Origin of the sequence: Fluviicoccus sp. (genome assembly GCF_030646115.1) — a bacterium.
Taxonomy (GTDB): Bacteria; Pseudomonadota; Gammaproteobacteria; order Pseudomonadales; family Moraxellaceae; genus Fluviicoccus.
Window position 1 is genome coordinate 100209 of record NZ_JAUSMX010000012.1, and the last position, 26337, is coordinate 126545.

General features: G+C 63.3%; 24 protein-coding genes. 14 read left to right on the plus strand and 10 right to left on the minus strand.

The features are described from left to right. Positions 1-6 precede the first annotated feature (6 nt). Positions 7-459 carry a MarR family winged helix-turn-helix transcriptional regulator gene (locus Q7T36_RS09020; protein ID WP_304846911.1) on the minus strand — a complete coding sequence of 151 codons (453 nt, stop codon included), beginning with the start codon at positions 457-459 and terminating at the stop codon, positions 7-9. Positions 460-543: 84 nt separating this feature from the next. Between Q7T36_RS09020 and Q7T36_RS09025 the strand changes: the two genes are divergently transcribed. Further along, positions 544-1647, plus strand: coding sequence for an HPP family protein (locus Q7T36_RS09025; RefSeq protein WP_304846914.1), 1104 nt, complete (start codon positions 544-546; stop codon positions 1645-1647). A 122-nt stretch (positions 1648-1769) separates the two neighbouring features. After that, a complete protein-coding gene (locus tag Q7T36_RS09030) occupies positions 1770-2960 on the plus strand; it encodes an NnrS family protein (RefSeq protein WP_304846917.1) in 1191 nt (396 codons plus the stop codon). A gap of 146 nt (positions 2961-3106) precedes the next feature. Here the strand turns inward: Q7T36_RS09030 and Q7T36_RS09035 are convergent, their stop codons facing one another. Continuing rightward, positions 3107-4780: an NAD(P)/FAD-dependent oxidoreductase gene (locus Q7T36_RS09035; RefSeq protein ID WP_304846920.1), complete on the minus strand. Its 1674-nt coding sequence runs from the start codon at positions 4778-4780 to the stop codon at positions 3107-3109. A gap of 117 nt (positions 4781-4897) precedes the next feature. Between Q7T36_RS09035 and Q7T36_RS09040 the strand changes: the two genes are divergently transcribed. The 3 genes from Q7T36_RS09040 to fghA all read left to right on the plus strand — a co-directional run bounded on the left by Q7T36_RS09040 (position 4898) and on the right by fghA (position 7618). Beyond that, on the plus strand, positions 4898-5440 hold the full coding sequence (locus Q7T36_RS09040; protein ID WP_304846923.1) for a PadR family transcriptional regulator: 543 nt from the start codon (positions 4898-4900) through the stop codon (positions 5438-5440). 220 nt (positions 5441-5660) lie between these two features. After that, entirely contained in the window at positions 5661-6767 is a 1107-nt protein-coding gene (locus Q7T36_RS09045) for an S-(hydroxymethyl)glutathione dehydrogenase/class III alcohol dehydrogenase (RefSeq protein ID WP_304846926.1), read from the plus strand. A gap of 8 nt (positions 6768-6775) precedes the next feature. Then, the gene (gene fghA / locus Q7T36_RS09050) at positions 6776-7618 is read left to right on the plus strand and encodes an S-formylglutathione hydrolase (protein ID WP_304847171.1); all 843 of its coding nucleotides are present in this window, start codon (positions 6776-6778) and stop codon (positions 7616-7618) included. Here the strand turns inward: fghA and Q7T36_RS09055 are convergent. From Q7T36_RS09055 to Q7T36_RS09065, 3 genes are all read right to left on the minus strand, one after another. Continuing rightward, positions 7609-8640, minus strand: a complete 1032-nt coding sequence (locus Q7T36_RS09055; protein ID WP_304846929.1) for an AraC family transcriptional regulator — start codon at positions 8638-8640, stop codon at positions 7609-7611. The genes fghA and Q7T36_RS09055 overlap by 10 nt on opposite strands. Before the next feature lie 216 nt (positions 8641-8856). Next, positions 8857-9702, minus strand: a complete 846-nt coding sequence (locus tag Q7T36_RS09060) for a metal-dependent hydrolase (protein ID WP_304846931.1) — start codon at positions 9700-9702, stop codon at positions 8857-8859. A gap of 106 nt (positions 9703-9808) precedes the next feature. Beyond that, on the minus strand, positions 9809-10426 hold the full coding sequence (locus Q7T36_RS09065) for a TetR/AcrR family transcriptional regulator (RefSeq protein ID WP_304846934.1): 618 nt from the start codon (positions 10424-10426) through the stop codon (positions 9809-9811). 83 nt (positions 10427-10509) lie between these two features. On the opposite strand from Q7T36_RS09065, the gene Q7T36_RS09070 reads away from it, so the two are divergent. Both Q7T36_RS09070 and Q7T36_RS09075 read left to right on the plus strand, forming a co-directional pair. Then, positions 10510-11601: an oxygenase MpaB family protein gene (locus tag Q7T36_RS09070; RefSeq protein ID WP_304846937.1), complete on the plus strand. Its 1092-nt coding sequence runs from the start codon at positions 10510-10512 to the stop codon at positions 11599-11601. Positions 11602-11702: 101 nt separating this feature from the next. Continuing rightward, positions 11703-12755: an AraC family transcriptional regulator gene (locus Q7T36_RS09075; protein ID WP_304847173.1), complete on the plus strand. Its 1053-nt coding sequence runs from the start codon at positions 11703-11705 to the stop codon at positions 12753-12755. A gap of 162 nt (positions 12756-12917) precedes the next feature. Here Q7T36_RS09075 and Q7T36_RS09080 read toward each other — a convergent pair whose 3' ends face one another. Continuing rightward, on the minus strand, positions 12918-15209 hold the full coding sequence (locus Q7T36_RS09080) for an HD domain-containing phosphohydrolase (RefSeq protein ID WP_304846940.1): 2292 nt from the start codon (positions 15207-15209) through the stop codon (positions 12918-12920). Between the two features lie 85 nt (positions 15210-15294). Then, entirely contained in the window at positions 15295-15786 is a 492-nt protein-coding gene (locus tag Q7T36_RS09085) for a DUF2505 domain-containing protein (protein ID WP_304846942.1), read from the minus strand. Positions 15787-15988: 202 nt separating this feature from the next. Between Q7T36_RS09085 and Q7T36_RS09090 the strand changes: the two genes are divergently transcribed. The 5 genes from Q7T36_RS09090 (at position 15989) to Q7T36_RS09110 (ending at position 20595) form a co-directional block, all read left to right on the plus strand. After that, on the plus strand, positions 15989-16804 hold the full coding sequence (locus Q7T36_RS09090; RefSeq protein ID WP_304846944.1) for an SDR family oxidoreductase: 816 nt from the start codon (positions 15989-15991) through the stop codon (positions 16802-16804). Positions 16805-16817: 13 nt separating this feature from the next. After that, positions 16818-17657 carry an SDR family oxidoreductase gene (locus tag Q7T36_RS09095; protein ID WP_304846947.1) on the plus strand — a complete coding sequence of 280 codons (840 nt, stop codon included), beginning with the start codon at positions 16818-16820 and terminating at the stop codon, positions 17655-17657. A 34-nt stretch (positions 17658-17691) separates the two neighbouring features. Then, positions 17692-18150, plus strand: a complete 459-nt coding sequence (locus tag Q7T36_RS09100; protein WP_304846950.1) for a hypothetical protein — start codon at positions 17692-17694, stop codon at positions 18148-18150. Further along, a complete protein-coding gene (locus tag Q7T36_RS09105) occupies positions 18147-19802 on the plus strand; it encodes a GMC oxidoreductase (RefSeq protein ID WP_304846953.1) in 1656 nt (551 codons plus the stop codon). Before Q7T36_RS09100 ends, Q7T36_RS09105 begins: the two co-directional genes overlap by 4 nt. Positions 19803-19866: 64 nt before the next feature. Then, on the plus strand, positions 19867-20595 hold the full coding sequence (locus Q7T36_RS09110; protein WP_304846956.1) for an START domain-containing protein: 729 nt from the start codon (positions 19867-19869) through the stop codon (positions 20593-20595). A 6-nt stretch (positions 20596-20601) separates the two neighbouring features. Here Q7T36_RS09110 and Q7T36_RS09115 read toward each other — a convergent pair whose 3' ends face one another. Both Q7T36_RS09115 and Q7T36_RS09120 read right to left on the minus strand, forming a co-directional pair. Then, positions 20602-21264, minus strand: coding sequence for a TetR/AcrR family transcriptional regulator (locus Q7T36_RS09115; RefSeq protein ID WP_304846959.1), 663 nt, complete (start codon positions 21262-21264; stop codon positions 20602-20604). A gap of 61 nt (positions 21265-21325) precedes the next feature. Beyond that, positions 21326-23140, minus strand: coding sequence for a long-chain-acyl-CoA synthetase (locus Q7T36_RS09120; RefSeq protein ID WP_304846962.1), 1815 nt, complete (start codon positions 23138-23140; stop codon positions 21326-21328). 414 nt (positions 23141-23554) lie between these two features. On the opposite strand from Q7T36_RS09120, the gene Q7T36_RS09125 reads away from it, so the two are divergent. Together Q7T36_RS09125 and Q7T36_RS09130 are read left to right on the plus strand one after the other, a co-directional pair. After that, complete coding sequence (locus Q7T36_RS09125) at positions 23555-23872, plus strand: hypothetical protein (RefSeq protein ID WP_304846965.1); 318 nt, start codon at positions 23555-23557, stop codon at positions 23870-23872. A 152-nt stretch (positions 23873-24024) separates the two neighbouring features. Further along, positions 24025-24414 carry a GFA family protein gene (locus Q7T36_RS09130; protein WP_304846968.1) on the plus strand — a complete coding sequence of 130 codons (390 nt, stop codon included), beginning with the start codon at positions 24025-24027 and terminating at the stop codon, positions 24412-24414. Between the two features lie 10 nt (positions 24415-24424). Here the strand turns inward: Q7T36_RS09130 and Q7T36_RS09135 are convergent, their stop codons facing one another. Beyond that, positions 24425-26329 (minus strand): acyl-CoA synthetase, encoded by a 1905-nt coding sequence (locus tag Q7T36_RS09135; RefSeq protein ID WP_304846972.1) that lies wholly within the window; start codon positions 26327-26329, stop codon positions 24425-24427. Positions 26330-26337: the final 8 nt, after the last annotated feature.

The window sequence follows — 26337 nt, forward strand, 5'->3', positions numbered from 1 at the left end:
GGCCAGTCAGTCCGCTGCGGGGGCGGTGGCGTTGTTAAAAGCGGTGATGTTGGCGACCTGGAAAGTGCCTTGCAGCGAGCGCAGTTCCGCCTCGTGCAGCGCCGCCAGCCGCGTCAGGATGGCTTCGCCCTTCGGCAGCAGGTGCACTTCCATTTGGCGGCGGTCGGCCAGGCTCTGACGCCGTTCCACCAGTCCCGCGGCTTCACAGCGGCCAAGCAGCGCCACCGCACCGTGCGGTTTCACCTGCAAGCGCTCCGCCAGTTCGCCCACCGATGCCCAGTCGCGGCCGGGGAAGCCGCGCAAGTGCAGCAGCAACTGGTATTGCAGCGGCGTTATGCCTTCGCGGTCGGCGGCCACTTCGCTGAAATGCAGGAAGCGGCGCAACTGGTAGCGGAATTCCGACAGCGCTTCATACTGTTTTTTGTTCAGTCCGTCGGAAGCCGGGGGTGGGGCGGCCATGCCATTCTCCTGGTATTTATCATATTATGATATATTTGCCGGCCCTCATTCACGGCTGCAGCGGCGCAGCCACGGGATGTTTCCATGTTAACGGGGTTTGGGCAGCGGCTGCGGGCATTCATACCGCAACCGCTGCACGCGGGCAACCGCGAAATCTGGACGGCCTGTGTGGGCGTGCTGCTGGGACTGGCCGTAACGGAAGCGGTTTGCCGTTACCTGCCTGGCGGCGGTCCGGCGCTGGTGGCGTCGATGGGAGCCTCGGCGCTGCTGGCCTTTGCGCTGCCCTCCAGCCCGCTGGCGCAGCCCTGGGCGATGATCGGCGGCAATGTGCTGTCGGCGTTGGTAGGGCTGGCTTGTGCCGCCGTCTTCCCCCATACCGGGCTGGCGGCGGGCATGGCGGTGGCGCTGTCGATTGCCGCCATGTTCCTGCTGCGCTGCCTGCATCCGCCCGGCGGCGCGCTGGCAATGGCCATGGTGCTGACGCCCGCCAGTCACGGGGCGGCGTTCATTGCCGGGCCGGTGCTGGCCAACGCCGTGCTGTTGACGCTGTTGGCCGACGCCTTCAACCGGCAGCTGCGTCGCGGCCGGTTTCAGCCGCTGTCACCCGCGCCCTCCGCTCACCGCACCGCCGACCCGCTGCCGGGTGAACGCATCGGCTTCAGCCCCGAGGATCTGGACCGGGCGCTGGACGAACACGGCGAGCTGCTGGATATCCGTCGAGAGGATTTGCTAGGGGTGTTCCGCAGCGCCGAATGGCATGCCTATCACCGCCGTTTCGGTCAGGTGCGTTGTCTGGACATCATGGCCCGTGATGTGGTCAGCGTGCACGAAGACACACCGCTGGCGGAAGTCTGGACGCGGCTGGCGCTGCACAAGGTCAAGGCGCTGCCGGTGGTGGACGGGGAAAACCGCCTGCGGGGTATTGTCACCGTGCATGACATCCTATTGGGAGGGCAGGGCCATGCCTTTGCGCCGTCGTTGTCAGTGCGGCAGGGAGACGAGCCGGTGAGCGTCGTGATGACAGCAGAGGTGCGGAGCGTTACCCCCGCGCAGTCCATCGCTGATCTGGCCGGATTGTTCAGCGACGGCGGCCTGCACCACCTGCCGGTGATTGATGGCGAACGCCGGGTGGTGGGCATGATCAGCCAGTCCGATCTGGTGGCGGCGCTGTTCAAGGTCCATCTCTGAACCCGGCTCCCCCGCCATCCGGCGAGTATCCTACGGCAGCCGTCGGGATTATGCTGCCCTCATCCTCCTCCCGGTTCCGGCATGAAGATCGCCGGAACCGCTTTTTCTTCGAGGTCGCTGCCATGCAAGTCATTGATCGCAAAAAGGCGCTGGCCATTCCACCGCTGTTCCGGTTGGGCTTCCGCCCTTTCTTTCTGGGCGGCGCCGTGCTGGCGCTGCTGGCCATTCCCGTATGGCTGCTGGCCTGGCATGGTTATCTGTCCGGCTGGAACCCGGCGGGCGGCTGGCTGGCCTGGCACCGCCATGAAATGCTGTTCGGTTTCGGGCTGGCTATTGTTGCCGGGTTCCTACTGACGGCGGTGCAGAACTGGACCGGGCAACCCAGCCTCAGCGGCAAACCGGTGGCGCTGCTTGCTGGGGTGTGGCTGGCGGCGCGTATCGCCTGGCTGGTGGATGCTCCTTTGGGCGTGCTGGTCCCGCTGGAACTGGCCTTCCCGCTGCTGACGGCGGCGGTAATGGGCCGCCTGCTTTGGCAGGTGAAACAGACGCGTAATTACCCGATTGTGGGTGTGCTGGTGCTGCTGGCGGCGGCCGATGCAGTGACGTTTTTCGGTCTGGCGCGGGCTGATGACTCCTTGCAGCGCCAGGGCGTGTGGGCCGGCATCTGGCTGGTAGCGGCCATGATGACGATCATCGGCGGCCGGGTGATTCCGTTTTTCACCCGTCGCGGCCTGCGGCGGCCGGGCGACGCGCCGCCCGCCGTGCGGCAGGATCAGGCCTTGCTGGGCGGGTCAGTGCTGACGGCGGTGCTGATGGCGACCGGTATGGCGCTGACGCCGCAGCCGTGGCTGGCCGTGCTGTTTGCTGCGCTGGGTGTGGGCCATGCGCTGCGGCTGGTGCGATGGTTTGACCGTGAGTTGCATACCGTGGCGCTGTTGTGGTCGCTGCATGCCGCGTATGCCTGGCTGGTGGCGGCGTGTTTCGGCATGGCGGGCTGGCATCTGGGGTTGTTCGCCTCGCCCAGCCCGGCGCTGCATGCGCTGACCGTGGGCGGCATGAGCGGGCTGATCCTGGCGATGATGTCGCGGGTCAGCCTCGGCCATACCGGGCGTGATCTGGTGCCGCCAAAGGGTATGGCGATAGGCTTCGGTCTGTTGCAGTTGGGTGCGCTGGCGCGGGTGTTCCTGGCGCTGGTTGCGCCGGCGGCGGGGTTGTGGCTGGCGGGTGGTTGCTGGACGCTGGCCTTCGGGATTTTTGTGTGGCGCTATGGGCCGATGCTGGTGCAGGCGAGGGTGGACGGGCATCCGGGTTGAATTGTGGCTGCCGCATTAGCCGGATAAATCACCCGTAGGGGCGCACTGCGTGCGCCCTGGTTCGCTGAACACCACCGTTGTGTTCCGTGACCACCTGTCGTGTTCGGATGAGAGGGCGCACGCAGTGCGCCCCTACGGCCGGATGGTTATTCGGTGGCCACCGCCCCGCCCGTGGCCAGCCTTGGCCCCGTCTTGCGGATTTTCCCGGCCATCACATCCTTCAGCACCGGCAGCATCTTGAAACCACCCACCGAAACCGCCGTCAGCACCCCGCCCATCATCGCGCCCACCACGCCGCAGGACAAAATGTCCTGGCCGGTCAGGTACAAACCGGGAATCTTCGTCTTCGGCGTCAGCCAGCTCTGGCTGAAGCGCTTCGGGTCGTGGTCTATGCCGTACAGCTCGCCCCGGTCATAGGCGTTGAAATACTCGGTCGACAGCGGCGTCGACACTTCGTAGTAATCCACCTTGCCGCGCAGTTGCGGCATCTTCTCGTACAAGGCCTCCATGAGGCGGTCGCCCATCGCCTTTTTCAGTGCATCGTAGTCTTCGCCACGCTTGCCCCAGACGGTGTTCTTCCAGGGCTCGAACCATTCGTACGGGGCCGGGGCCACAATCTCGATGGTGGAGGTGCCGGGATGGCGGCGGCTATAATCGGGGTCCTTCGCCGAGGGGAAGGAGATGTACACCACCGGCATTGGCGCGTTCTTGTCGTTGAAGAATCGCTGGATGTCGCCGTCATAGTCGTTGCTGGGGTAGATCCAGAAATTGGTCTTGGGCAGCCCCAGTTCTTCCGGCGTGCCCTTCAGCCCGGCATAAATGCCGAGGTGGGCGCAGCTCTTGGTCACCGTCTTCAGGTGCTTGTCATAGCCGGCTTTCTTTACCTCGGCCGGGGGAACCAGCTTTTCGAAGGTGTTCATCACCCCGGCGCAGGAAATCACCACTTTCGATTCAATACGGGTGCCATCGTCCATCAGCACGCCGCGCGACTTGCCACCTTCGACGATGATTTCCTTGACCTTGGCGTAGGTGAAGACTTCACCGCCCGCCGCCTGGATCTTGGGGATGATGGTGTCGGCAATCTTCCAGCTGCCGCCCACCGGGTAGAAGCCGCCGAACATGTAGTGGCGGGCAATCATGGCGTGGATGATGAACGAGGAACGGCTGGGAGGCAGGCCGTTGTCGCCCCACTGGCCGGTCAGCACGGCGATCAGGTCGCGGTTGCTGGTCAGTTCGCTCAGCACTTCCAGCGTGGTGCGCTGGAAGGTCTTGGGCAGCAGTCGCGACAGTACCGGCTGCGCGAATTTCAGTTGCGTGGGGGAGAGCAGGCGGCCCATGGTGTGCAGGCGCATCGCCTTGCCCACTTCCGACAACAGCTCCAGGTAACGGTCAATGGCGGCGGCTTCCTGCGGGAAATCCTTCAGCAGGTTGGCGCGGAATTCCGCCTTGCCCGCTACGGCCTTGAACACCTTGTTACCGATGTAGAAGCGATCGTATTCCGGGTCCATGGGCGCCCAGTCCAGCTTGCCGCCGGAGAGGTAGTCCATGAAGCGGCGGCTCATGGTGGTGGTGCCCATGTCACCGATGTAGTGCACGCCCACGTCCCACTCGTAGCCGTTGCGCTCGTAGCTGTGGGTGTAGCCGCCCGCCGTGTAGTGCTGTTCGAACACCGCAACCTTCCAGCCGAGGTCGGAGAGCAGGGCGGCGGTGGTGAGGCCGCCGATGCCGGAGCCGATGATCAGCGCGTCGTAGGGGCCTTTCAGGCGCGAGGCGCGGTAACGGTTGCCGATGCGCAGGGTGCTGGGTTTCAGGGCGGCCATGGGTGCTCTCCGGTGCGGGGTGGTTTTTCAGAAGTATATGCAATTTTTTGCATATGGCAAGTATGCTAGACTGTGCCATCCGACAAACGGTCTGACCAATCAAGAATAGGGGAAACTATGTCACTGCGCCTGGCGGTACTGGCGATGCTGGATGTGGAGCCGGGTTCCGGTTACGCCCTGCTGCGCCGTTTCCAGAATTCGGTGGGCTTCTTCTGGCAGACCACGCACCAGCAGCTGTACAAGGAGCTGCACGGCCTGCACGCCGAGGGGCTGGTGGATTGTCTGGAAGTGGAGCAGGACGGCAAGCCGGACAAGAAGGTCTATTCCCTGAACGCGGCGGGCGGGGCGGAGCTTGACCGTCTGCTGGCCGAGGCCGCCAATCCCGGCAAGATCCGCGATCCCTTGCTGGTGAAGGTGTTTGCCGGCCGGCGGCTGCCACCGGACGCGGTGAAGGCGGAGTTACTGCGTCACCGCGCGCTGCATGAGCAGACGCTGGCGACCTATCGCGGGCTGATGCAGTCCTTCGAGATGGTCCCGGCGGAGCGGCGGGAACGCTATTTTTATCCGTTGCAGACGCTGCGTCTGGGCGTGCTGTACGAACAGGCCTGGCTGCAATGGTGCAGCGACGTGCTGGCAGACATCGCGAAACGCCCTGTCTGAAGGCGGGTGTTCCACGTGGAACATTTGTATGTAAATCAATCAGTTCTGGCGATCCACGGAGGGTGTGGTTTCAATGGTGAAGCGGGGCTGGCTGTTCCATTGAGCGGTGCACGGGCCGATATTCGCTCAACCGGCACAACACCGGCCTTGTCTAACGGAAATTGAAGGGAATTCGTGATAAAACACTCCCTTGAATTTCCCTCTCCCAAAGGACGCCCCCATGAAAACCCGCGCCGCTGTCGCCTGGAAAGCCGGACAACCCCTCACCATTGAAGAAGTCGATCTGGCCGGCCCGCGCGCCGGGGAAGTGCTGGTCGAAGTGAAGGCCACCGGCATCTGTCATACCGATTATTACACCCTGTCCGGGGCGGATCCCGAAGGCGCTTTCCCGGCCATCCTCGGTCACGAAGGCGCGGGCGTAGTGCTCGAAGTGGGCGCGGGCGTCACCACCCTCAAGCCCGGCGACCACGTGATTCCCCTCTACACCCCGGAATGCCGCCAGTGCAAATACTGCCTGTCGCGGAAGACCAACCTCTGCCAGGCCATCCGCAGCACGCAGGGTCGCGGGCTGATGCCGGACGGCACGTCGCGCTTCTCGCTGAACGGGGAGCCGCTGCTGCACTACATGGGCACTTCCACCTTCTCCAACCATATCGTGGTGCCGGAAATCGCCCTCGCCAAGATCCGTGAGGACGCGCCCTTCGACAAGGTCTGCTACATCGGCTGCGGCGTCACCACCGGCGTCGGCGCGGTGGTGTTCACCGCCAAGGTGGAAGCGGGCGCCAACGTGGTGGTGTTCGGGCTGGGCGGCATCGGCCTGAACGTGATCCAGGGCGCGAAGATGGTGGGCGCGGACAAGATCATCGGCGTCGACATCAACCCGTCGCGGCAGGCGCTGGCCCGTCAGTTCGGCATGACCCACTTCATCAATCCCAACGAAGTCGAGAACGTGGTCGACACCATCATCCAGCTTACCGATGGCGGTGCGGACTACAGCTTCGAGTGCATCGGCAACACCAAGGTGATGCGGCAGGCGCTGGAGTGCTGTCACAAGGGCTGGGGCCAGTCGATCATCATCGGCGTGGCGGAAGCGGGTGCGGAAATTTCGACGCGGCCGTTCCAGCTGGTCACCGGCCGGGTGTGGAAAGGCTCCGCCTTCGGTGGCGCGCGCGGACGGACGGACGTGCCGAAGATCGTGGATTGGTATATGGACGGCAAGCTCAACATCGACAGCCTGATTACGCACAAGCTGCGGCTGGACCAGATCAATGAAGGTTTTGATTTGATGAAGCGCGGTGAGTCGATCCGGTCGGTGGTGGTTTTCTGATGTCGGCCCTGCAATTGTTGAATGAACACCGCTGTTTCGGCGGTGTTCAGCACTTTTACCGGCACGATAGCTGCGAGATTGGCCTGTCGATGCAGTTTGCGGTCTACCTGCCGCCGCAGGCAGAGCAGGGGCCGGTGCCCGTCCTGATCTATCTGGCCGGGCTGACCTGCAACGAGGAAACCGCGATGATCAAGGCCGGGGCGCAGCAGTGGGCGGCGCAACACGGGCTGGCGCTGATGATGCCGGACACCAGTCCGCGCGCGGCCAACTTGCCGGGGGACAGTGACAGTTGGGATTTCGGGGTGGGTGCGGGTTTCTATCTGGATGCCACGCAGTCGCCGTGGGCAACGCATTACCGCATGGAAAGCTATATTGTCCGTGAACTGCCGGAGTTGTTGCGCGGGTTGCCACTGGATACGTCACGGATGGGCATTTGCGGCCACTCCATGGGCGGCCATGGCGCGCTGACGCTGGCGCTGAAGCATCCGGGCGTGTTCCGTTCAGTCTCGGCCTTCGCGCCGATCGCCGCCCCGACGCGCTGCCCGTGGGGGCAGAAGGCGTTCAGCGGCTATCTGGGGGAAGACCGGGAGGCGTGGGCGCGGCATGATGCCAGTGAGCTGATGGCGAAGGCCGTGAATCCTTTCCCCGAGGGCATCCTGATTGACCAAGGGCTGGCCGATAAATTCCTGGCGGAGCAGCTGTATCCGGAAGCTTTCGAAGCAGCCTGTGCCGAGGCCGGGCAGCCGCTGACGCTACGCCGCCATGCCGGTTATGACCACGGCTACTACTTCATCCAGACCTTCATGGCGGACCATGTGGCGCACCATGCGCGAGTCCTTGGTCAGTCCTGACTGCCCCGGAATTCACCCGGGGTCTGCCCCGTTCGCTGGCGAAAGGCGCGGGTAAATGCGGCCAGACTACTGAACCCGGCGTTCTGCGCCACCACCTTGATCGGCAGCGGCGTGTTGCGCAGTTGCTGCCGGGCAATGTCCAGCCGCACCTCGCTCTGGATCTCCCGGAAATGCACGTTTTCCTGCTGCAGGCGGCGGGTCAGAGTGCGTACGGACAGGAACATCTGGTCGGCCACTTCCTGCAAGGTGCAGGAATCGCCCTTCTGGGCATAGGCCGAGACAATCTGGTGTACCCGTTGCCGCAGGTTGTCGTATTGCTTTGCATTCTTCGCCAGCAGTTCGCAGTCGGCCAGGGCCTGCTGATGCTGCATCGGCGTGTGGTGCACATTGATGCAGTCAATGGCGTCCCGGTCGAAGGTGAGGCTGTTTTCCGGGGCGTTGAAGACCGGTTCGAAGCCGAAGGCCTCACGATGGAAATCCGGGCCAAAGGGATTGGCGTGGCTAAAACATACCTCGATCTTCATCGACGAGCTGCCCTGCAGCAGGAACTTGCGGAAGACCAGCACCGACAATTCGGTGTACATGTCCTCGACGTAGTCCATGTCCACCGTGTTTTTGAACAACAGGCTGTAGCGGTGGCTGTCGTGCCTTAGCTGGATGTCGATGGATGGAATCAGCAGCGGCACAAAGCGCACCAGCAGGTCCAGGCCCTCACGCACGGTGGGGGCGGTGCGCGCCACCAGTCCGATGGGTCCCAGATGATGGGCTTCGGTGTCCTCGATGTACCAGCGCAGGAAATTGTCCAGGCCATAGGCGCGGCTGGCCACGGTGAGTATCTGGCGGTGCTGGTCCAGACTGATGAAGGTATTGAGGTAATTGCAGGTGCGCGGGTCAATGCCGCAAAACGACTGCACCAGCATTTCCCAGTTCTCGGTGGTCATGCCCAGACGTGACAGGGTGAGGCGCGGCACCTGGGTGACATACAGCGGCACGCACAGGTTGCGTTCGGCGGCGGTTGTCATGAGGTTCCTGCCATGCGGCGGTTGGGGCAGGGGAGGTAGAGGGAGTGGTGTTGCCGTAAAACCGGTCTTGTCATTTTGTAATGATGTCAGTGCCTTCGTCTGACTTGGATTAGGCGTCTTCCTCCTTCAAATTGCAATACTTCGCGAGGACACAGCGGATGGCAGACGGTGGTTTGGGGATGAATGTCCGTCTGCCTTGTATGTAAACGATGTGGCTCAGGCCTTGTCGCCCAGATACTTCTGCTTGATACGCTCCACCTGGGCGCGGCTGTCGTGCTGCCAGGGATGGAAGTCGCGGCGGTAGTATTGCAGGTAGGCCGGGATCATCTTGCGGAACACACCCTTGCGGCCCCAGTAGTAATCCAGCCCCTTAAGCCACATCTTTGCATCACCCGCATGGCCGGACTCGCGCACCAGCGTGTAGAAGTCATAACTGGTAAAGCCCACGAACAGCACCGAGGCCATCGCCATGGCCGACAGCCGGGTCCATTCATCGCCGCCGATGGTCTTGTAGACATCAAAGGCCACCGCCTTGTGCTCGGTTTCCTCGATCGCGTGCCAAGCCCACAGCGTCACCATGCGCGGGTCGAATTCACTCAGGATCTCTTCATTCAGCAGGTACTGCTCGGACATCAGCGCCGTGAAGTGCTCAACGGCCGCGGTGTGCGCCAGTTGGCGTTCCGGGCTGAATTTGGTGCGGAACATCTTCATGGCCCCGCGCACGCCGCGCTCAATGCGGCCGATGTTGTAGCCGCGCTTCTTCATCAGCGTGTTCAGCACATCGTGTTCCTTGGAATGATGCGCTTCCTGACCGATGAAGGCGGAGACGGCCTGTTGTAATTCCGGGTCGGTGATGCGGTCGCGGAACTGGCGCACCGAGTCGATGAAGAAGCGTTCGCCTTCGGGGAAACCGGCGGACATGGCCGCCATCAGCAAGGTGCGGAAGGGGTCGTTGCCGTACCAGAATTCGGGAATGTCGTCGGAAAATTCGAAGTCCATGCGGCGGACCTTGAGGTTGTGCCGGTGTTCGGGAATATTCTTGATCTTGGCGGCGGCGGTCATGGCGGTTCTCCCGACAATGCGGTGTCTGCTGGAATGTTGACCAGCATAGCGGCCCTGCCGTTCGCGCCGTGAGGGTCAGGGCGGACAAGTCGCTTGTCATTCGCGGTCAGGGCCGGAAATAGCCGGTGATCAGCCGCACCACCTCGCCAATGATCTGCTCGTCGCGGTAATAGGGCACGGGGTCGGTCAACTGCCGCAACAGCACGGCGGCAGCGGCTGTGTACGCCGTCTGGATGCCCAGGTCGAGATCGGGCGTTGCCAGCGAGTCGCGGCGGGGCAGCAGGAAACGGCGCATGATCTCCATCAACCGCAGTTCCAGCTGCCGCGCCGCCGGCCAGTCTTCCGGCCGGTCACGCACCCGCAGCAGCAGCGCCAGCAGCGCCGGGCGTTGCCGGAAATACATCAGCCCGGCTTGGCACCACAGATGGGTGGATTCTGCGATGGGCATGTCCATCGCCGGGGACAGCATGTCGCCCAGCTGCCGCGTCACTTCCTGCAACCACGACTCCACCAGCGCCGCGACAATGGCGTCCTTGTGCGGAAAATACTGGTAGAGCGAGGCGATATTCACCCCGGCGTGCTCGGCAATGCGGTTGGTGGTGAGTGTCTCCAGACCGTGGTCCTCGATCAGCTCGGCAGCGGCGTCCAGCAGGCGCTGCACGGTCTGGCGGGCGCGCTGCTGGCGCGGTTGTTTGCGGGGCGATGACGGCGGGTTGTCGCTCATGCTGTAAAAGTCAGTTTAATGTAAGTATTGACTTGCATTATGCTGAGGGTCATTCGAAACTGCAATGCCGGGAGACCTTCACCATGACCACCGCCACCGATGGGGCCCACAAGTACCGGACTGAAGAATTGGAACGCATGCGCCACGTCTGCGACCCGCTGGCCGACGCGGTGGCGGCGCGCATTGACCGCCAGCGCCCGACGGCGATGCTGGAGGAAGTGGAACGCCGCGCCCGCGAGGAGGGCGGTCCGTTCCAGGCCTTTCTCGACACCGTCAACACCGTGCCGGACTGGGTGGATTGGGACAAGATCGAGCAGGCGCGCCAGGTCAGCCTGGCCTTCACCAATGTGCGCTCACTGGCGCTGCTGACCGGCTCGCTGGTGGAAGGCTACATGGGCAGCAAGGCGGTGCATGTGCTGGTGGCCACCGGCCGTTTGCAGCAGGACGTGCTGCACCGCCTGAACGAAACCGCGCAGATGACCCATAACATGCACCAGCCCGACGGCATGCGGCCGGGCGGCGCCGGGCACCGCATTTCCCTGGAAGTGCGGCTGCTGCACGCCATGGTGCGCAAGTACCTGCGGGCGCGCGGTTGGGACACCACCCTCTACGACGAGCCGATCAACCAGGAAGACATGGCCTTCACCATCATCGAATTCGATTATCTGGCGGTGCGCGGCATGGAGCGGCTGGGCGCGTCGCTGTCACGCGAGGACCGGGAGGCGCTGCATCATTTCTGGCGCTATGCGGGCTGGCTGCACGGCGTCGATGAATTCTTCCTGACGGAATCCATCGAAGAGGAAATCGACCTCTACGAACGGGTCTGCGCGCACCAGTACCACCCCAGCGAGGAAAGCCGGATGATGGCGCGCACGGTGCTGTCGGCCGTAGCCGGACAACCGCCGTTCTTCCTGAAGGAAGGCTTCCTGCATGCGCTGGCGCGCATCTGTCTGGGGCAGGGGGCGGCCGAGTTCTACGGGTTGACCGATGACCGCCGTTGGCAGCCCGTAGTGCTCGCCTTGCAGGCGGCCAACCGGGCGGCGACCTTGGCCCACTATCACCTGCCGGGTCATGCCGCCGCCAGCCGCGCCCTCAACTTCCGCTGGATTCGCCGGATGCTGGAAAACGGGCTGGAAGCGGAACCGCGCAAGCGCGCCTTCAAGGACATCGCCTGAGTTTAGGGGCGTTCGGCACCGCCTTCCGGCAGTTCATCGTTCCGGCCATTGCCAGCGCGCGGCATCCGTGACAGTCTCGGCAGACAAGTAGCTTGTCATTCGTGGCCATTGCGATGTCGATCAAGGAAAAACAGGACTGGTTGCGCCAGCCGCACATGCCGGTCACTTACTCAAAACTGTATCTGGAGCGCGCCCGCGAACGCGGCGTGCCGCCGGAACAGGTGCTGCGCGTGGCGGGGCTGTCCACCGGGCTGCTGGCCGATCCGGCCGGGCGTATTTCCCCGCACGATTTCACGCATCTGGTGGCGACGGTCCTGCAACTGACCGGTGATGAAGGTCTGGGTTTTGAAGTGGGTTCGCACCAGCCGCTGACCGCGCACGGCAGCCTGGGTTATGCGCTGTTGTGCAGCGGTACGGTGGACGAGGCGGCGCTGCTGCTGCAACGGTTCTGGCACTTGCGCGGGCGCGGCATTGCCCTGCGCTATCTGGAGCAGGGCGACTGGCTGGTGTTCGAGCTGCGCTGCGAGCAGCCGTTGCCGCCGCTGTTGCAGCAGGTGACGATGCAGGCGGTGGTGACCAGTTGCTACCGGGGGTTGCAGTTGCTGCTGGGTGGCACGGATCCGCAGGCTGAATTCTGGCTGGAGCATCCGCAACCATCGTATTTTGAGCGTTTCCGCCAGCGTTTGCCGGGCGTGCGTTTTGACATGCCCGCCACGCAGTTGCGGGTGCCGCGCGCGCTGCGCGACCTGCGCCTGCCCATGGCCAGCCCCGATGCACTGGAGCTGGCGGTGGCGCAATGCGAGCGGGAACTGGCGCTGCTGGGGGAGTGGCAGGACGATACGCTGGCCGGGGTGCGGGCGGCGATGACGCCGGGGCCGGAGGGTTATCCCGATCCGGATGTGCTGGCGGAGCGGCTGCATATGTCGCCGCGCACGCTGCGCCGCAAGCTGCAGGCGCAGGGCGGCAGTTACCGCCGTTTGCTGGAGGATGTGCGGCGGCGGGACGCGGTGCAGTTGCTGGAGAACCCGGCGCTGGAAATCCAGAAGGTGGCGGAGCTGCTGGGGTATGCGGATCCGGCGAATTTTACGCGGGCGTTCAGGTTGTGGACGGGGAAGACGCCGAGTCAGTTTCGGGCGATGCGGGTGGGGGGGTGAGGCGTGAGCCGATGCATCCATGTGAAAGTATCGGATACGGTTTGCAATAAACCTTCATCCCCGAATCGCGCCAAAAAACGGTGAGCAAAGTATCAAGGCAACCGCCTTGCCGTAAGCAGAGTCCGCAATACCTCAAGCCGGTTCCACCACACCGCAACAGCCTCAATCCGGCAAACAGTAACCCTGATGCCGCACCATCTCCAGCAGGGCATCCACCACACCGGCATCGTAAATCACCCCCCGACCGCCCTCCAGTTCCGCCAGTGCAGCATCCACCCCCAATGCCGGGCGGTAAGGCCGGTGCGATGCCATTGATTCCAGAACATCCGCCACGGCAATCACCCGCGCGGCGGGCAGGATATCATCCCCCTTGAGACCGCGCGGGTAGCCGCTGCCATCCATGCGCTCGTGGTGCTGGTACACAACCTCAGCCACCGGCGCGTTGAACGGGATGTCACGCAGGATCTCGAAGCCGGTATGCGCGTGCTCGCGGATCAGGTCCATTTCAATATCATTCAGGCGGCGGGGACGGGTCAGCAATTCCGAAGGCACGGCAATCTTGCCGATGTCATGGATGAGACCGATCATCTCCAGTTCCCGGCAGCGCGGTTCATCCCAGCCCAGATGCCGTCCAATGGCGCCCGCAATCAGGCTGACGCGGCGTTCATGACCCGCCGTGTAGGGGTCCCGCAATTCCACCATGTTGGACAGCGCCAGCAAGGTGCCCTGCATGGAGGTTTCCAGCTGCTGAAGATACCGCGCGTTCTGCTGCTCCATGCGGGTGCGCTCGGTAATGTCCTCGGCCATTACGATGGTTGCCGGTTGACCGTCCCAGAGTATCGGGCCGCTTTTGAGACCCAGCTCAATCAAACGGCCGTCCCGGTGATGGCAGTGGACGGTCAGCAGTTCTCCGTGGGCGAGGGAGGACAGCGTTGGTGAACTGTCGGGGGACAGGGGGGTGAATGTCTGGAAATCTTCGCCGGTGAGTTCCCCGGCGTTGCGGCCAAGCATGCTGCAATAACGCGGATTGACGTAGACGTAGCGCCCGTCGCGATGAACGAAGATGCCAGTGATGGTCTGCTCGATCATGCCCCGGAAACGCTGCTCGCTTTCCTGAAGCGCCGAGGCGCTGCGGCGGATTTCGGTGAGGTCGTCCCAGGCAATGATGGCGTCCGTGCCGACCAAGGTCATGGTGGCGCGGGCGATGCGCAGGGAGCCGTCCTTGCATCGCAGGGTCAATTCCGGCGAACGTACGGATGTTCCGGTGGCGGAAATGGTGGCGATATCCTGCTGCCACAGCGTCCAGACGCTGCGGGCCATCTCCGGGTTTGCATAAACGCGCTCGAAGCAGGCTTCAACGGTGCGGATTTCCTCCAGGGTATAACCCAGCCACGCCCGGATGGCCGGATTGACGGCCAGATTTTCACCGGTCAGGGTGGACATGATGTGCATGGGCGTGGGGGAGGACTCAAACACTTCGCGGAAACGCAGATCCGACAGGTCCGCCTGCGCCCGTATCGCCTGATGGCGTTCCTCGGCCTGCATGCCGTTCAGAGCAAAGGTGATGTCTTCCGCCATTTCGTGCAGCAGGCGCATTTCGGCCGCATCAAAGGCCTCCGGATGGTCTGCGTACAACCCGATGGCGCCGCAGACCTTGCCATTACACAGGACGGAAAGCACGGTGCGGTTGGTGATGCCTTTGCGGAGCAGGTATTGCGTCCACGCATCGTCAGCGGCGGCCACCGGGAAGCAGATCAGGCGCTCTTCAGCCAATCGGGGAAAGGCCTGTCCGAATACGCTGTCAGGAGTACCCAGGTTCAGGGCCAGTCGCGGCAACAGCGCGGGGTCAATGCCGTGCTCGCGGATGATCTGCATCGGCAAGTCGCCGGTGTCGGTTCTGGCCATGAACAGCAGGGTGTAGGTGCGGCTGGTGACCAGCGCCTCGAAAACGGCGTTCATCAGGGTTTCGGCAGTCTGGCTGTGAATGATGGCGCGGTTGGTGGCGCTCAGCATTTCATACAGATGGTTCAGGCGCCGGTTCTGGGTGACGTCACGCACGACCTGGACATAGACCGCCTCTTCACGGACGCCGGCCAATGGCGTCAGGCTGAACTCCAGGACGGTGCGCCCCAGCCGGATCTCCAGGTTGTCGTGAGTGTCTGTGGCGGTGTCAACCATGCGTGAGCAGACCGGGCAGTCGCGAATGGATAGCGTACGGTCATGAAAAACCGTGTGTGCGGATTGTCCGTGCAGTCGGCCCGCAGGCTGGGCGGCATGCCGACCGGCGGCGGCGTTGGCCTGGAGGATGACGCCATCCGCATGTGTCAGCACAACCGGAAAGGGGATGGCATCATAGAAGCAGCCCGCCGTGTGCGACAGTGCAGGCTGTGGGTTCGTGCCAGCGCCGGTAGGGCCAGTGCAGGCCTCTGTGTCCTGCAAAAGTGAGGATTCCATTTCGGTAGAAAAATATCCGTATCAGGTCTGATGATGATACGCCGGGTTTATGCTGGATTCCATGGAATCTGTTGGTAACCCGGCCTCACACATACCCCGGCAACATCCCCAGCGTCACCGCCGTATCCTTCGCGAATTTCACCTTCAAATCATCCGCCAGCAGCTTCTCCAGCTTGCCGCCAATCAGCGGCACATTCACCTTGATGTCGAAGTGCAGGTCTTCCACGGCCTTGCCCGCCACATCCTTCAGCAACAGCTCGCAATGCACCCTCACCGGGATGCCCACGAACTCGATATCCAGCGAACCCACCCCCCGTTCCAGATCCCAGCTGTCGGTCTGGATCAGCGTGATGTCCTGCGGCACCAGGCTGCGCGCAAAGGACGGGATGGGCACATCGGTGGGCACCTTGCGACTGACCTTGATGCGGAAGCGGCCGTTGCCGTGTTCCGTTTCCAGCACACGGATGTCATGCGCGCCGCTGGCGGCGTACTTGGCTTCGAAGAAGGCCGGGTTGCTGAACACCGGCAGCAGTTGGGCGGCGGTTTGCGGGTAGTCGATGCGTTCGCTGTATTTCATGGGGGCTCCGGGATGGGTGCGGCGCGCATCCGATGAACGGGGCTTGCGGGCCTGAAAAAAATCAAACAATATACGTAACAGCAGTGTTTCGTTAAATTAACAGCGCCGCGCCGATCCTGCAAGCACCGCCCGTCGAATCTTCCCTGGAAGTGTTGGCCGGTGCGGCCGGTTCTGCGGCGGCGTATCAAAAAGGGGAAAGGAGATGGCGGCACCGCGTCGAATCGTGATTACCGGCGGTTCATCGGGCCTGGGGCTGGCGCTGGCCCGCGCCTGCGTCCTTCGGGGGGATCATGTGGCCTTGCTGGCCCGTGATCCGGTCAAGCTGGAACTTGCCGCCGAAGAGCTGCGCCTGTTGCGGCCGAACGCGCGGGTCGCGGTCAGCGCCACCGATGTCCAGAACCCGGCGGGGCTGCAGCAGGCATGCGAACAGATCGCCAAGACGCTGGGCGGCATCGATGTGCTGGTGAATTCAGCCGGGGTCTTGCGCGAGGGCTATTTCGAGACGCTGCCGTTGCGTGTGCATCGCGAGGTGATGGACATCAATTACTTCGGCACGCTGAATACCATTCACGCCGCCTTGCCGCAGCTCAAGCATTCCTCGCAGCCGCGCATCGTCAATATCGCCTCCATTGCCGGGCTGACCGGGGTGTTCGGTTACAGCGCCTACTGCGCCTCGAAGCATGCCTTGGTGGGCTTGTCGGAAGTATTGCGCTACGAACTGGCCCCGCAGGGCATCACAGTGCAACTGGTCTGCCCGCCGGAGTTCGATTCGCCGATGGTGGACGCGCTGGACCGCACCCGCACCCCGGAAAACCGCGAACACACCCTGACCATTCCCAAGGTGGCGGTGGAGGTGATTGTGGCCGATGTGCTGCGCGCCCTGGACCACCAGACCTTCCTGACCGTGCCGGGCCGACTGGCGCGTCTCACCTCGCTGGGCCTGCGCCATTTCCCCGCCCTCAGCCGTTTCATTGGCGACACGCGGGTGCGCAAGGCCTACATCGGCCCCACCCTGTAACCGGAGATTCAACATGTATGCATTAAGTGGAAAAGTGGTGGCGATTACCGGCGCGGGCAACGGCATCGGCCGCGCGCTGGCGCTGGCATGTGCCACGCGCGGCGCGCAACTGGCGCTGAGCGATATCAAGGAAGAGCCCTTGCAGGAGACGGCGCGTCTGGTGGAAAAGCTGGGCGGCCGGGCGGTGATCCGCCTTGTGGATGTGGCGAAGCGCGACGAGGTCGAGGCCTGGGCGGCCGCGGCGGCGGCGGAATTGGGCGGGGTGGATGTCATCATCAACAACGCCGGGGTGGCGCTGCTCGATACGCTGGAGGACGTGCCTTACGAGGAATTCCGCTGGGTGTTCGACATCCTGTTCTGGGGCGTGGTGCACGGTACGCGCGCCTTCCTGCCGCAGGTGCGGGCGCGCAAGGGCGTGGTGGTCAACCTGGGCAGCATCCATTCCTTCATCGCCGCACCCAACAACGGCCCGTACTGCGCCGCCAAGAGCGCCGTACGCGGTTTCTGCGATGCGCTGCGCGAGGAAGTGCGTGACGCCGGGGTGCAGGTGCTGCTGGTGATGCCCGGCGGCATCAAGACCGAGATCGTGCGCAATTCCAAGGTACGCAAATTCATCAATGCCGGTGCCTCGCAGGAAGACGTGCACCGCGCCCACAACGCCGCTTCGCTGACCTCGCCGGAACAGGCGGCGCGCATCATTCTCGATGCGGTGGAAGCCCGCAACCCCCGGCAGCTGGTCGGTATCGATGCGGTGTTCTATGACGGCCTGACCCGGCTGATGCCCTCGCTGGCGCACCGGCTCTATGCCTGGGGCGCCAAACGCATGGCCGTGCAGCGCCCGGCCCGCGCTTGATCGTTCTTTTTTCCTTTTCCGGAGTCGCCCCGCCATGTCCCCGATTGACCCGAAAATCTCCCTGGCCGGCCTGAAGCAACGCTTCGCCACCGCCACCCTGCCCACCGAGGCTCAGCGCCAAGGCTTCTGGAAAGCGCGTTTTGTCGGCCCGCTGTGGCTGCGGCTGGGCGGCATGCCGAGTTGTTATCTGGGCGGGTTGTGGGGCTGGCTGGGCAAGAAGTTCCTGACCCCGGACAGCGCCACCAATGTACTGGCGCGCGGGCCGGGCACGATTGACGCGCTGTCGATGCAGGCGCGTGTCCAGCCCTCCACACTGGACGGCGGGGCGGTGGTGGCGCTGACCTACGGTGCGTCCGGTCCGGTGCCCTGGCGCTGGGTGACGGATGAGTTGCGCGCCCTGGACGAGCACACCCTGTTGGGCATGACCCGCCTCGACCTGCCGCTGCTGCGCGGTTTCGTCTTTCCCTTCCTGCTGGAGCGTGAGCCGTCATGAGCGCTGAATTCGATTACGACGTGCTGATTGTCGGCTCCGGTTTCGGCGGCAGCGTCAGCGCGCTGCGCTTGGCGCAAAAGGGCTGGAAGGTCGGCGTGCTGGAAATGGGCCGCCGCCTTACCCCCGAGGATTTCGAGGCGGCGGCGGTCAGCAACACTGCGCTGAGCTGGATGCCCGCGCTGGGGATGAAGGGCTTCTTTGCCCAGGAAGTCTTCCGGCACGTGGCCATCTTGCGCGGGGTCGGGGTTGGCGGCGGCAGCAATGTCTATGGCGCGGTGCTGCTGGAACCCAAAGAAGCATTTTACCAAGATCCGGCGTGGTCGGGGCTAAATGCCGACTGGCGCGCGGAACTGGCCCCGCATTACGTCACCGCACGGCGCATGCTGGGCATCAGCGACAACCCCTATCGCGGCATCCAGGACCAGTGGCTGGAACAGGCCGCCGAACGGCTCGGCGCGGCCCACACGTTCGGGTCGGTGCCGCAGGGCATCTTCTTCGGTTTCCCGGAGGGCGTCACCCCCGACCCCTATTTCAACGGTCAGGGTCCCGACCGTCAGGGCTGCACGCAGTGCGGGCGCTGCTTCACCGGCTGTGCCTACGGGGCGAAGAATTCGCTGGATAAGAACTACCTGTATTTTGCCGAGCGCGACGGGGTGAAGGTGATGCCGGAACGCAAAGTCACCCATATCGAACCGCTGTCGGAGGGCGGTTACCGGCTGCACCTGGATCATCCCTGGGAAAAAGGGCAGAGCTATGCCCCGCTGACGGCGCGGCGGGTGATCCTGGCGGCGGGGGCGCTGGGCACGCAGGAACTGCTGTTTGCCTCGCGTGACCGCTACCGCACCCTGCCGAAAGTCTCCCCGGCGCTGGGCGAGCATGTGCGCACCAACAGCGAGGCGCTGGTGGGCATCCTCGCCCGCGACCCGGAGGTTGACGTGACGAAAGGCGCGGCCATTTCCACCCACTTCTACGCCGACGACAAGACCCACCTGACGCAGAACCGCCTGCCCCCCAGCTACAGCCTGATGAAGTTCTACATGGTGCCGATGGTGGATGACGCCAACCCCGTCCGCCGTGCCGCGCTGACGCTGTGGGCTTACCTGCGCCATCCCTTCAACGCCTTCCGCGTCTACTTCGCCCGCAACTGGCACAAGCGCACCACCTACCTGACGGTGATGCAGCAGGCCGACAACGAAATGCGCTTCCGTTACGGCCGCACGCTGTTGCGCGGTTTCCGCTTCGGGCTGAAGTCGGAACCGGCCAAGGGCGGGCGCACGCCGTCCTACCTGCCGCAGGCCAACGCCGCCGCCCGCGCCGTGGCCGAGGTCAGCAACGGCATTCCGCAGAACATGATCGTGGAAAGTCTGGGCAATATGTCGGTGACGGCGCACATCCTGGGCGGGGCGGTGATGGCGGCTTCACCGGATAACGGGGTGATCGACAGCAACCATGAAGTTTTCGGCTACCCCGGCCTCTTTGTGGTGGACGGCGCGGCCATTCCCGCCAATGTCGGGGTGAATCCCAGCCTGACGATCACGGCGATGGCGGAGCGCTTTGCGGCGGGGTTTCCGTTGCGGGTTGTGACATCCGCCGCGGCCGTCGTGGACGCCGAACGCGACTTAACCCGCTTCATGCCGGTAGTGACCGTGTGACAGCACATCCACCCGGTGTTGGGAGACATACACCGTCAGTCTTGAATTGATGCGAGAAACCAGAATGAACCTGAGATTCGTTACCCGCTGGACTTTACCAGCCTTGATGTTTGCTGTGAGCCAGACGGCGCTTGCCGCCCGTGACAGCGATTTGGATGAGTTGCGCGATGGTGCGGCCGACCCCAACCAATGGCAAGTGGTCAAGAAAGATAAACGGCACGGCATTACCGCTTGGGCGAGGCGCGAGGATGGCAAGTCGCTGCGATCCTTCAAGATTGAATACGAGGTCGAGGGTACGCTGGATGACATCGCCCGCGTATCCTTTGATTTACCCAATTACAAGCGTTGGTACTATCAGCTCAAGGAGGCGCGACTGTTGAAGCGGGTCTCGGATCGCGAGTTTTACTGGTACATCGTCCATGAAGCCCCGGCCACGCTGCCGGACCGGGATGCGGTGCTGCGCGCCACCATCACTCCGTACTCGCCCAAAACGGGTTATGCCTTGATGAAGATCGAATCCGTACCTGATTTCATGCCGCCGAAACCGCCGCTGGTGCGTATGGTGGCGGAAAACATGACGGTGAAGTGGTCACCGGCGGGCAAGAACCGCTGGCGCAATGTCTCAGAAGGTTTTATCGATCCGGGTGGAAGCGCGCCGGACTGGGCGACCAATTTCGTGCAGCGGATGGCGCCCTACCAGACGGTGTTGGGCTTGCAGCGCATGATCCAGTCGGAGGAAAACCGCAATTCCAAGGAAGCCCCGGTCTTTTCCTACGGGGTTTACAACGACTGACCGGGCTCAGTCCAGCGTGATGCCATGGTCTGCCATCAGCTGGCGCAACATGGTCAGGAACATGCGGGTGGTCATCTCACACTGGTCGTCCACATCATCACGGCTGACCGGATAGTGACGGAAGATCACCGCCCCCGCGGTTTCCACCCAGCTGACCAGCGTTTCAATATGGCTCGGTTTAATGCCGCCCAAGCCGATCCCCTCGGCTTGGCTGCCAATCAGGGCAATGGCCGAATCGATCGTCTGGCGGCGGTAACGCTGGGCGATTGACCCTTCCGTAAAGCCTTCCCGATAAATACCCGCCACCACGGGTCCCTGCGCCAGCCCCCAGTCAAAATAAGCGCGGACACCGGTGCGGATGCGTGCCTCTGTGGATTCAACGCGAGCGACTTCTGTCAACAGGCGCGAGACCAGATCCGAATTCGCCTGTGCGATTACCTGTTCAAACACCTGCTCCATGCCACCGGGAAACCAGCGGTAGAATGACGGCCGCGATGTCCCGGTTTCCTGCAACAACAATTCGACACTGATGTCGCCGGAAGCCCGGGTCGCCAGCAAACGTCCGGCAGCTTCCAGTACAGGCGCCTGACGGGTTGTGAGCTCATCGCCGGCGATGCGTGGACGGCCGCGCGAGCGGGGAGGGGTTTCGAGGGGGGCGGAGTCAGTCATGGCCTGATGATGCCACAGCCCTGTCGGCGGGTTGAAGCCAAACTTGCCCGGTCTTGCCTTTTCATAACCGAAGCCCACCCTGTGTGATGCGCACGAACAGTTCGGCCGTCAGCGGCTGGTAGCCTTGTGCGCGATCTGCCAGCACATACAAAGGCTCACCGACCACGCCCGGATCAAAGCCTTCCTGCTTCAGCTCCACCTTGCGGTACTTGAAGGTGCCGGTGGTCTGCTGCTCCGTCTGCAGGCGGATGAACAGCGGCACCGCATAGGCGGGCAACGCCTGGTCGAAACTGTCCGCCAGTGCCTTGCCGTCAAAGCTGACACCGGGCTTCAGCGTAATCGCCGCCATGCCCGCGCGCCCGTCGCAACCCGGCACGCTGACGCCGTAGACCACGCCATGATCGACTGACGGCTCACGCGCCAGCACGCCCTCGATTTCCCCGGTCGCCACGTTCTCGCCCTTCCAGCGGAAGGTATCGCCCACGCGGTCAACAAACTGGATATGGCGCAGCCCCTGGTCACGCACCAGATCGCCGCTGTTGAACCAGACATCGCCCTGCTTGAAAACATCGCGGAACAGCTTCTTTTCCCCGGCGGCGGGGTCGGTGTAGCCGTCGAAGGGTCGCCGAGCCGTCACCTCGCTGATTAGCAGTCCGACGCCGCCCTTGGCCACGCGCTGCATGTGGCCGCGCACGTCACGCAGCGGGGTTTCGCTTTCCGCATCGAATTCGACAATGGCGAAGGGCAGCGGCGTAAAGCCCGCCGTCTGTGTCACCCCGAAGGCGTTGATGAAGGCGATGTTCGACTCGCTGGCGCCGTAGAATTCAAAAATGCGGGTAATGCCGAAGCGCTGCTCGAAGGCTTCCCAGATTTCCGGGCGCAGGCCGTTGCCGGTTATGGCGCGGATGCGGTGGTTGCGGTCGCCCGCGCTTTCCGGCCGGTTCAGCAGGTAACGCAGCAGCTCGCCGATATAGCAGAAGGCGGTGGCGTCGAAGTGGCGGACGCGGTCCCAGAAACGGCTGGCGCTGAACTTGCGGTCCAGCGCCAGCGTCGCGCCCACCGACAGCACGCAGCCCAGCGACACGGTGAGGGCGTTGTTGTGGTACAGCGGCAGGCAGCAATAGAACACATCGTCGCGGCGCAGGCGCACGGTCAGGCCGCCCACTCCGGCCATCGACGCCAGCCAGCGGTAGTGCGTCATCACCGAGGCCTTGGGCATGCCGGTGGTGCCGGAAGTGAAGATGTAGAAGCAGGGCTGATGGGCGCGCACGTCGCCGGTGGTGGCCGGATTGCCGGAATCGCAGCCGGCGCTGGCCTGTTCCAGATCCAGCCAGCCGTCCGGGGCGGGCTCGGCGCTGTCGCCGCCGCACCAGAAGCAGGGCAGGTTGGGGCTGCCTTGCGGGGTATAGACGGTGCTTTCGATGGCGTCGCGGCATTCGCTGCTGATCACCAGCAGTTTCATGCGCACCAGGCCGATACTGTGGCTGAGCACCTCGGCGCGCTGGTGGTGGTTGAGCATGGCGGCAATGGCCCCCAGCTTCATGGCGGCGATGACGCAGGCCAGCACCTCCGGCCGGTTTTCCATGAGGATGGCGACGGTGTCGCCGCTGCGGATGCCGCGCGCGGCCCACAGGTTGGCAAGGCGGTTGGCCCAGGCGTTGAGTTCGCGGTAGGTCCAGGCGCGGTCGTCGAAGCGCAGCGCCACCCGGTCCGGGGTCCAGCGCGCCCAGAATTCCACGACCTTGCCGATGGACTGGCGGCTGTCCGGGTTCAGTCCGGCCAGGCGCAGCAGGTTGCCGCGGTTGAGGTCGAGCATTTCCGGGGCGGCTTGAAGTATGCCGCGGGCGATGTCGCGGAATCCGATCTGGGTGGCCATGGGGGGGCTCCGGGCGGGTTGGTGGTGGGGGTGAGGATAGACGGTTTGCCCGGGGTGTGGGAGGGCTGTCTGAATCCATTTATGTGTAACATGCGTGTTATGTTTATTTTGCAGGAAAAGGCGGGGGGTGGCAACGGTAGGGATTTCAGGTTGCTATCGCGGGTGGGGGTGATTATTGTAGCTGGACATGGATTGACGGATGTAGGATGGGTTGACGAATGAAACCCATCACGTTGATTTTATTGCAGAATGATGGGTTTCGTGCCTCTACCCATCCTACCCATCCTACCCATCCTACCCATCCTACCCATCCTACCCATCCTACCCATCCTACCCATCCTACCCATCCTACCCATCCTACCCATCCTACCCATCCTACCCATCCTACCCATCCTACCAAGCTGGAGTCTGAAGATGGAGCTTAAATTGTCCCCAAACGCGGATGACGACGAATTTTTTCTTTTTGAGCGCGTCATTGGGCATTTGCAGCACTCATATAGTCATGGACATGAACATGCCACTATGTTGGTGAATCAGTACTATTCCAAATTTACAGATGCTGCCTATTGCCACAAATATCAAATCCCGGTCCAAACGGTGGATTTCTTTTGTCATATTGAGGCCAGGGGCATGGCTGATAGAGTGCAGTACTACGAAGTGCTTGATCATCTTCCAGATGAGGCAGCATTTATTGTCTGGCAGAGAAAACAATTTCAGTCGTCGGGCTCATAGCTCTATTGCCAAGCTACGTTGGTAAGATCAGTTTTGTAGGATGGGTTGACGCAGGAAACCCATCACGTTGATCTAATTACAAAATGATGGGTTTCGTTCCTCAACCCATCCTACGCCAATCACCTTGAATCTATTCTCGGGAGACCCCCTTCATGCTCACCGGCTCCTGCCACTGCGGCGCCCTCCATTGGCAACTCCGCGACATCCCCGAATCCGCCACCGCCTGCAACTGCACCGTCTGCCGCCGCTACGGCGTACTCTGGGCCTATGACCACGAAGGCGAGGGCATCCATGTCTCCGGCCCCAGCAAAGCCTATATGCGCGGCAAGGCCATCGAATTCCACTTCTGCCCCGACTGCGGTTGCGTCGCCTTCTGGCGCGCCCGCTCGCTCACCCCGGAAGGCAAGCGCCGCATCGCCGTCAACCTGCGCCTGACCGAGCCGGAGGCTGTCGCCCATGTTCCCATCGACCATTTCGACGGGCTCGACACCTTCGACGACCTGCCGCGCGACGGCCGCTGCGTCGGGGATTATTGGTTCTGAACTGGCCGTCTCACCCCGCCCATTCCACCGCAAAAGCATACTGCCCCAGCCGTTCCCGCAGCGCAGCCCCGTCCCCGCTGACAGCCAGCCGCACCAACAGCCCGCGCTTGCTGTCCTGAACCACCGCCAGCGACGCCAGACTCACCCCGGCGGCTTCGCACTCGCGCCGCACTACTCCTTCGATCTCCCGCATCTGCAGGGTCGGCTTGAAAATCTTGCCGACGGCCGTTACCGGCATCGTGTCGATGAGGCGGACATGCTTCGGTTGTGCCGCCCGCTCAGGGATGTGCTCGCCGAGGAAGGCCAGCAGTTCCTCTTCCGTCGCGAAACACCCCGGCTTCAGCTGCACATAAGCCACCGGCAATTCCCCGGCATAGGCGTCTGGCATGCCCACCGCCGCTGCGACCGCCACGGCGGGATGCTGGTGCAACGGTTCCTCGATCTGCTTCGGGTCGATATTGTGGCCACCCCGGATGATCAGTTCCTTCTTGCGGCCGGTCAGCCAGAAATAACCGTCGTCATCCTGACGTCCCAGGTCGCCGGTGTTCATCCAGCGCTCGCCGTCGATATCCACCCACAAGCCCTGGTTGTGCACCGGCGTCAGGTAACCGGCGAACACGTTCGGGCCGCGAATCACGATCACGCCCGGCTCATCCGTACCGGCATCGCGGACATAAGCGCCGTCGTCGTCCAGGATCACCGCTTTCATCGGCTGCCAGGGCAGGCGCAGGCCGATGGAGCCGATGCGCGACTCGCCCCCCGGTGGGTTCAGGGAGGAGACGCAGGCCCCTTCGGTCAGGCCGTAACCTTCCAGGATGCGCACGCCGGTTTCTGCTTCGAACTGGCGGAACAACTCCCCCGGCATCGGAGCCGCGCCGCAAATGGCGTATTCCAGCGAGGACAGGTCTTGGTTGCCGCGTTCCTGTTGCAGCAGGGCCGCAAACAGGGTCGGCACCCCGGAGAACAGGTTGATCCGGTAATGCGCCACGATTTCCCGGAATCGCTTGACCACATTGGGGCCCCGATAGCCCTGAGGTGTTCCGAGGATCACATGGTCGCCGCGCATCCAGCTCATCAACCCGGTCACCAATTGGCCGTTGACGTGGAATAGCGGCAGGCCGCAGAAGATGGTGCGTGTCCGCTCGCTGCCTTCGCCGGTCATCAACTGCTGCACCGCCCAGGCATCAAAGACTTCGCAGCCGTGGGTGCGGACCGCGATTTTCGGCAGGCCGGTGGTGCCGCCGGTACAGAAGTAGGAGGAAAAGTCCCCGGCCATGATTACCCGACCGCTTAGCAGCCGGTCGGCTGGCTGCTGCTTCATCAGCGAACGCAGGTCGGCGATGGTCAGGTTACGGATGCCGTGCCGCTCGTGCATCGCCAGATAACGCAGCACCGGTCCCTTGACGCCGACATACGGGGCCATGTTCACCCAGACCACGGTGCGCACCTCCGGCATGTGGCGCAGTTGCTCCTTCAACTTCGGCCAGAGGTCGACGCCCGGCGTCGGCGCCACCGTCACCAGCACCTTGGCGCGGGCGTTGCGCACCAGCTCGGCGATCTGCGGTCCTTCCAGCAGGGGATTCACCGCCATGGCGATGCCCGCCGCCTCGCCGCCCCAGATGGTGAAATGCGTTTCCGGCAGGTTGGGCAGCACGAAGGCGATCACATCGTCTTTCGTTACCCCCAGGGCGTGGAAGGCATTGGCGGCGCGGGTGATGTCGGCGAACAGTTCTGCATAGGTCCAGCACCAAGTGTTATCCAGCCGGTTGGCGTCCAGGAAGAAGCTCAGCGCCGGGGCGGAAGGGGTGCGCGCGGCGGCCTCGCGCAGGGCGTCATAAGTGCTTCCCGGCAACCGGTGCTGCGCCAGCGGAGTGGTTTCCAGACGCAGGATGTCATCAAAACAGCGAACAGTCATGGCGGCGG

Coding starts and splice junctions, on each gene's coding strand:
- Q7T36_RS09020 (WP_304846911.1), bottom strand. CDS start 459: ATGGCCGCCCCACCCCCGGCTTCCGACGGACTGAACAAAAAACAGTAT.
- Q7T36_RS09025 (WP_304846914.1), top strand. CDS start 544: ATGTTAACGGGGTTTGGGCAGCGGCTGCGGGCATTCATACCGCAACCG.
- Q7T36_RS09030 (WP_304846917.1), top strand. CDS start 1,770: ATGCAAGTCATTGATCGCAAAAAGGCGCTGGCCATTCCACCGCTGTTC.
- Q7T36_RS09035 (WP_304846920.1), bottom strand. CDS start 4,780: ATGGCCGCCCTGAAACCCAGCACCCTGCGCATCGGCAACCGTTACCGC.
- Q7T36_RS09040 (WP_304846923.1), top strand. CDS start 4,898: ATGTCACTGCGCCTGGCGGTACTGGCGATGCTGGATGTGGAGCCGGGT.
- Q7T36_RS09045 (WP_304846926.1), top strand. CDS start 5,661: ATGAAAACCCGCGCCGCTGTCGCCTGGAAAGCCGGACAACCCCTCACC.
- Q7T36_RS09055 (WP_304846929.1), bottom strand. CDS start 8,640: ATGACAACCGCCGCCGAACGCAACCTGTGCGTGCCGCTGTATGTCACC.
- Q7T36_RS09060 (WP_304846931.1), bottom strand. CDS start 9,702: ATGACCGCCGCCGCCAAGATCAAGAATATTCCCGAACACCGGCACAAC.
- Q7T36_RS09065 (WP_304846934.1), bottom strand. CDS start 10,426: ATGAGCGACAACCCGCCGTCATCGCCCCGCAAACAACCGCGCCAGCAG.
- Q7T36_RS09070 (WP_304846937.1), top strand. CDS start 10,510: ATGACCACCGCCACCGATGGGGCCCACAAGTACCGGACTGAAGAATTG.
- Q7T36_RS09080 (WP_304846940.1), bottom strand. CDS start 15,209: ATGGAATCCTCACTTTTGCAGGACACAGAGGCCTGCACTGGCCCTACC.
- Q7T36_RS09085 (WP_304846942.1), bottom strand. CDS start 15,786: ATGAAATACAGCGAACGCATCGACTACCCGCAAACCGCCGCCCAACTG.
- Q7T36_RS09090 (WP_304846944.1), top strand. CDS start 15,989: ATGGCGGCACCGCGTCGAATCGTGATTACCGGCGGTTCATCGGGCCTG.
- Q7T36_RS09095 (WP_304846947.1), top strand. CDS start 16,818: ATGTATGCATTAAGTGGAAAAGTGGTGGCGATTACCGGCGCGGGCAAC.
- Q7T36_RS09100 (WP_304846950.1), top strand. CDS start 17,692: ATGTCCCCGATTGACCCGAAAATCTCCCTGGCCGGCCTGAAGCAACGC.
- Q7T36_RS09105 (WP_304846953.1), top strand. CDS start 18,147: ATGAGCGCTGAATTCGATTACGACGTGCTGATTGTCGGCTCCGGTTTC.
- Q7T36_RS09110 (WP_304846956.1), top strand. CDS start 19,867: ATGAACCTGAGATTCGTTACCCGCTGGACTTTACCAGCCTTGATGTTT.
- Q7T36_RS09115 (WP_304846959.1), bottom strand. CDS start 21,264: ATGACTGACTCCGCCCCCCTCGAAACCCCTCCCCGCTCGCGCGGCCGT.
- Q7T36_RS09120 (WP_304846962.1), bottom strand. CDS start 23,140: ATGGCCACCCAGATCGGATTCCGCGACATCGCCCGCGGCATACTTCAA.
- Q7T36_RS09125 (WP_304846965.1), top strand. CDS start 23,555: ATGGAGCTTAAATTGTCCCCAAACGCGGATGACGACGAATTTTTTCTT.
- Q7T36_RS09130 (WP_304846968.1), top strand. CDS start 24,025: ATGCTCACCGGCTCCTGCCACTGCGGCGCCCTCCATTGGCAACTCCGC.
- Q7T36_RS09135 (WP_304846972.1), bottom strand. CDS start 26,329: ATGACTGTTCGCTGTTTTGATGACATCCTGCGTCTGGAAACCACTCCG.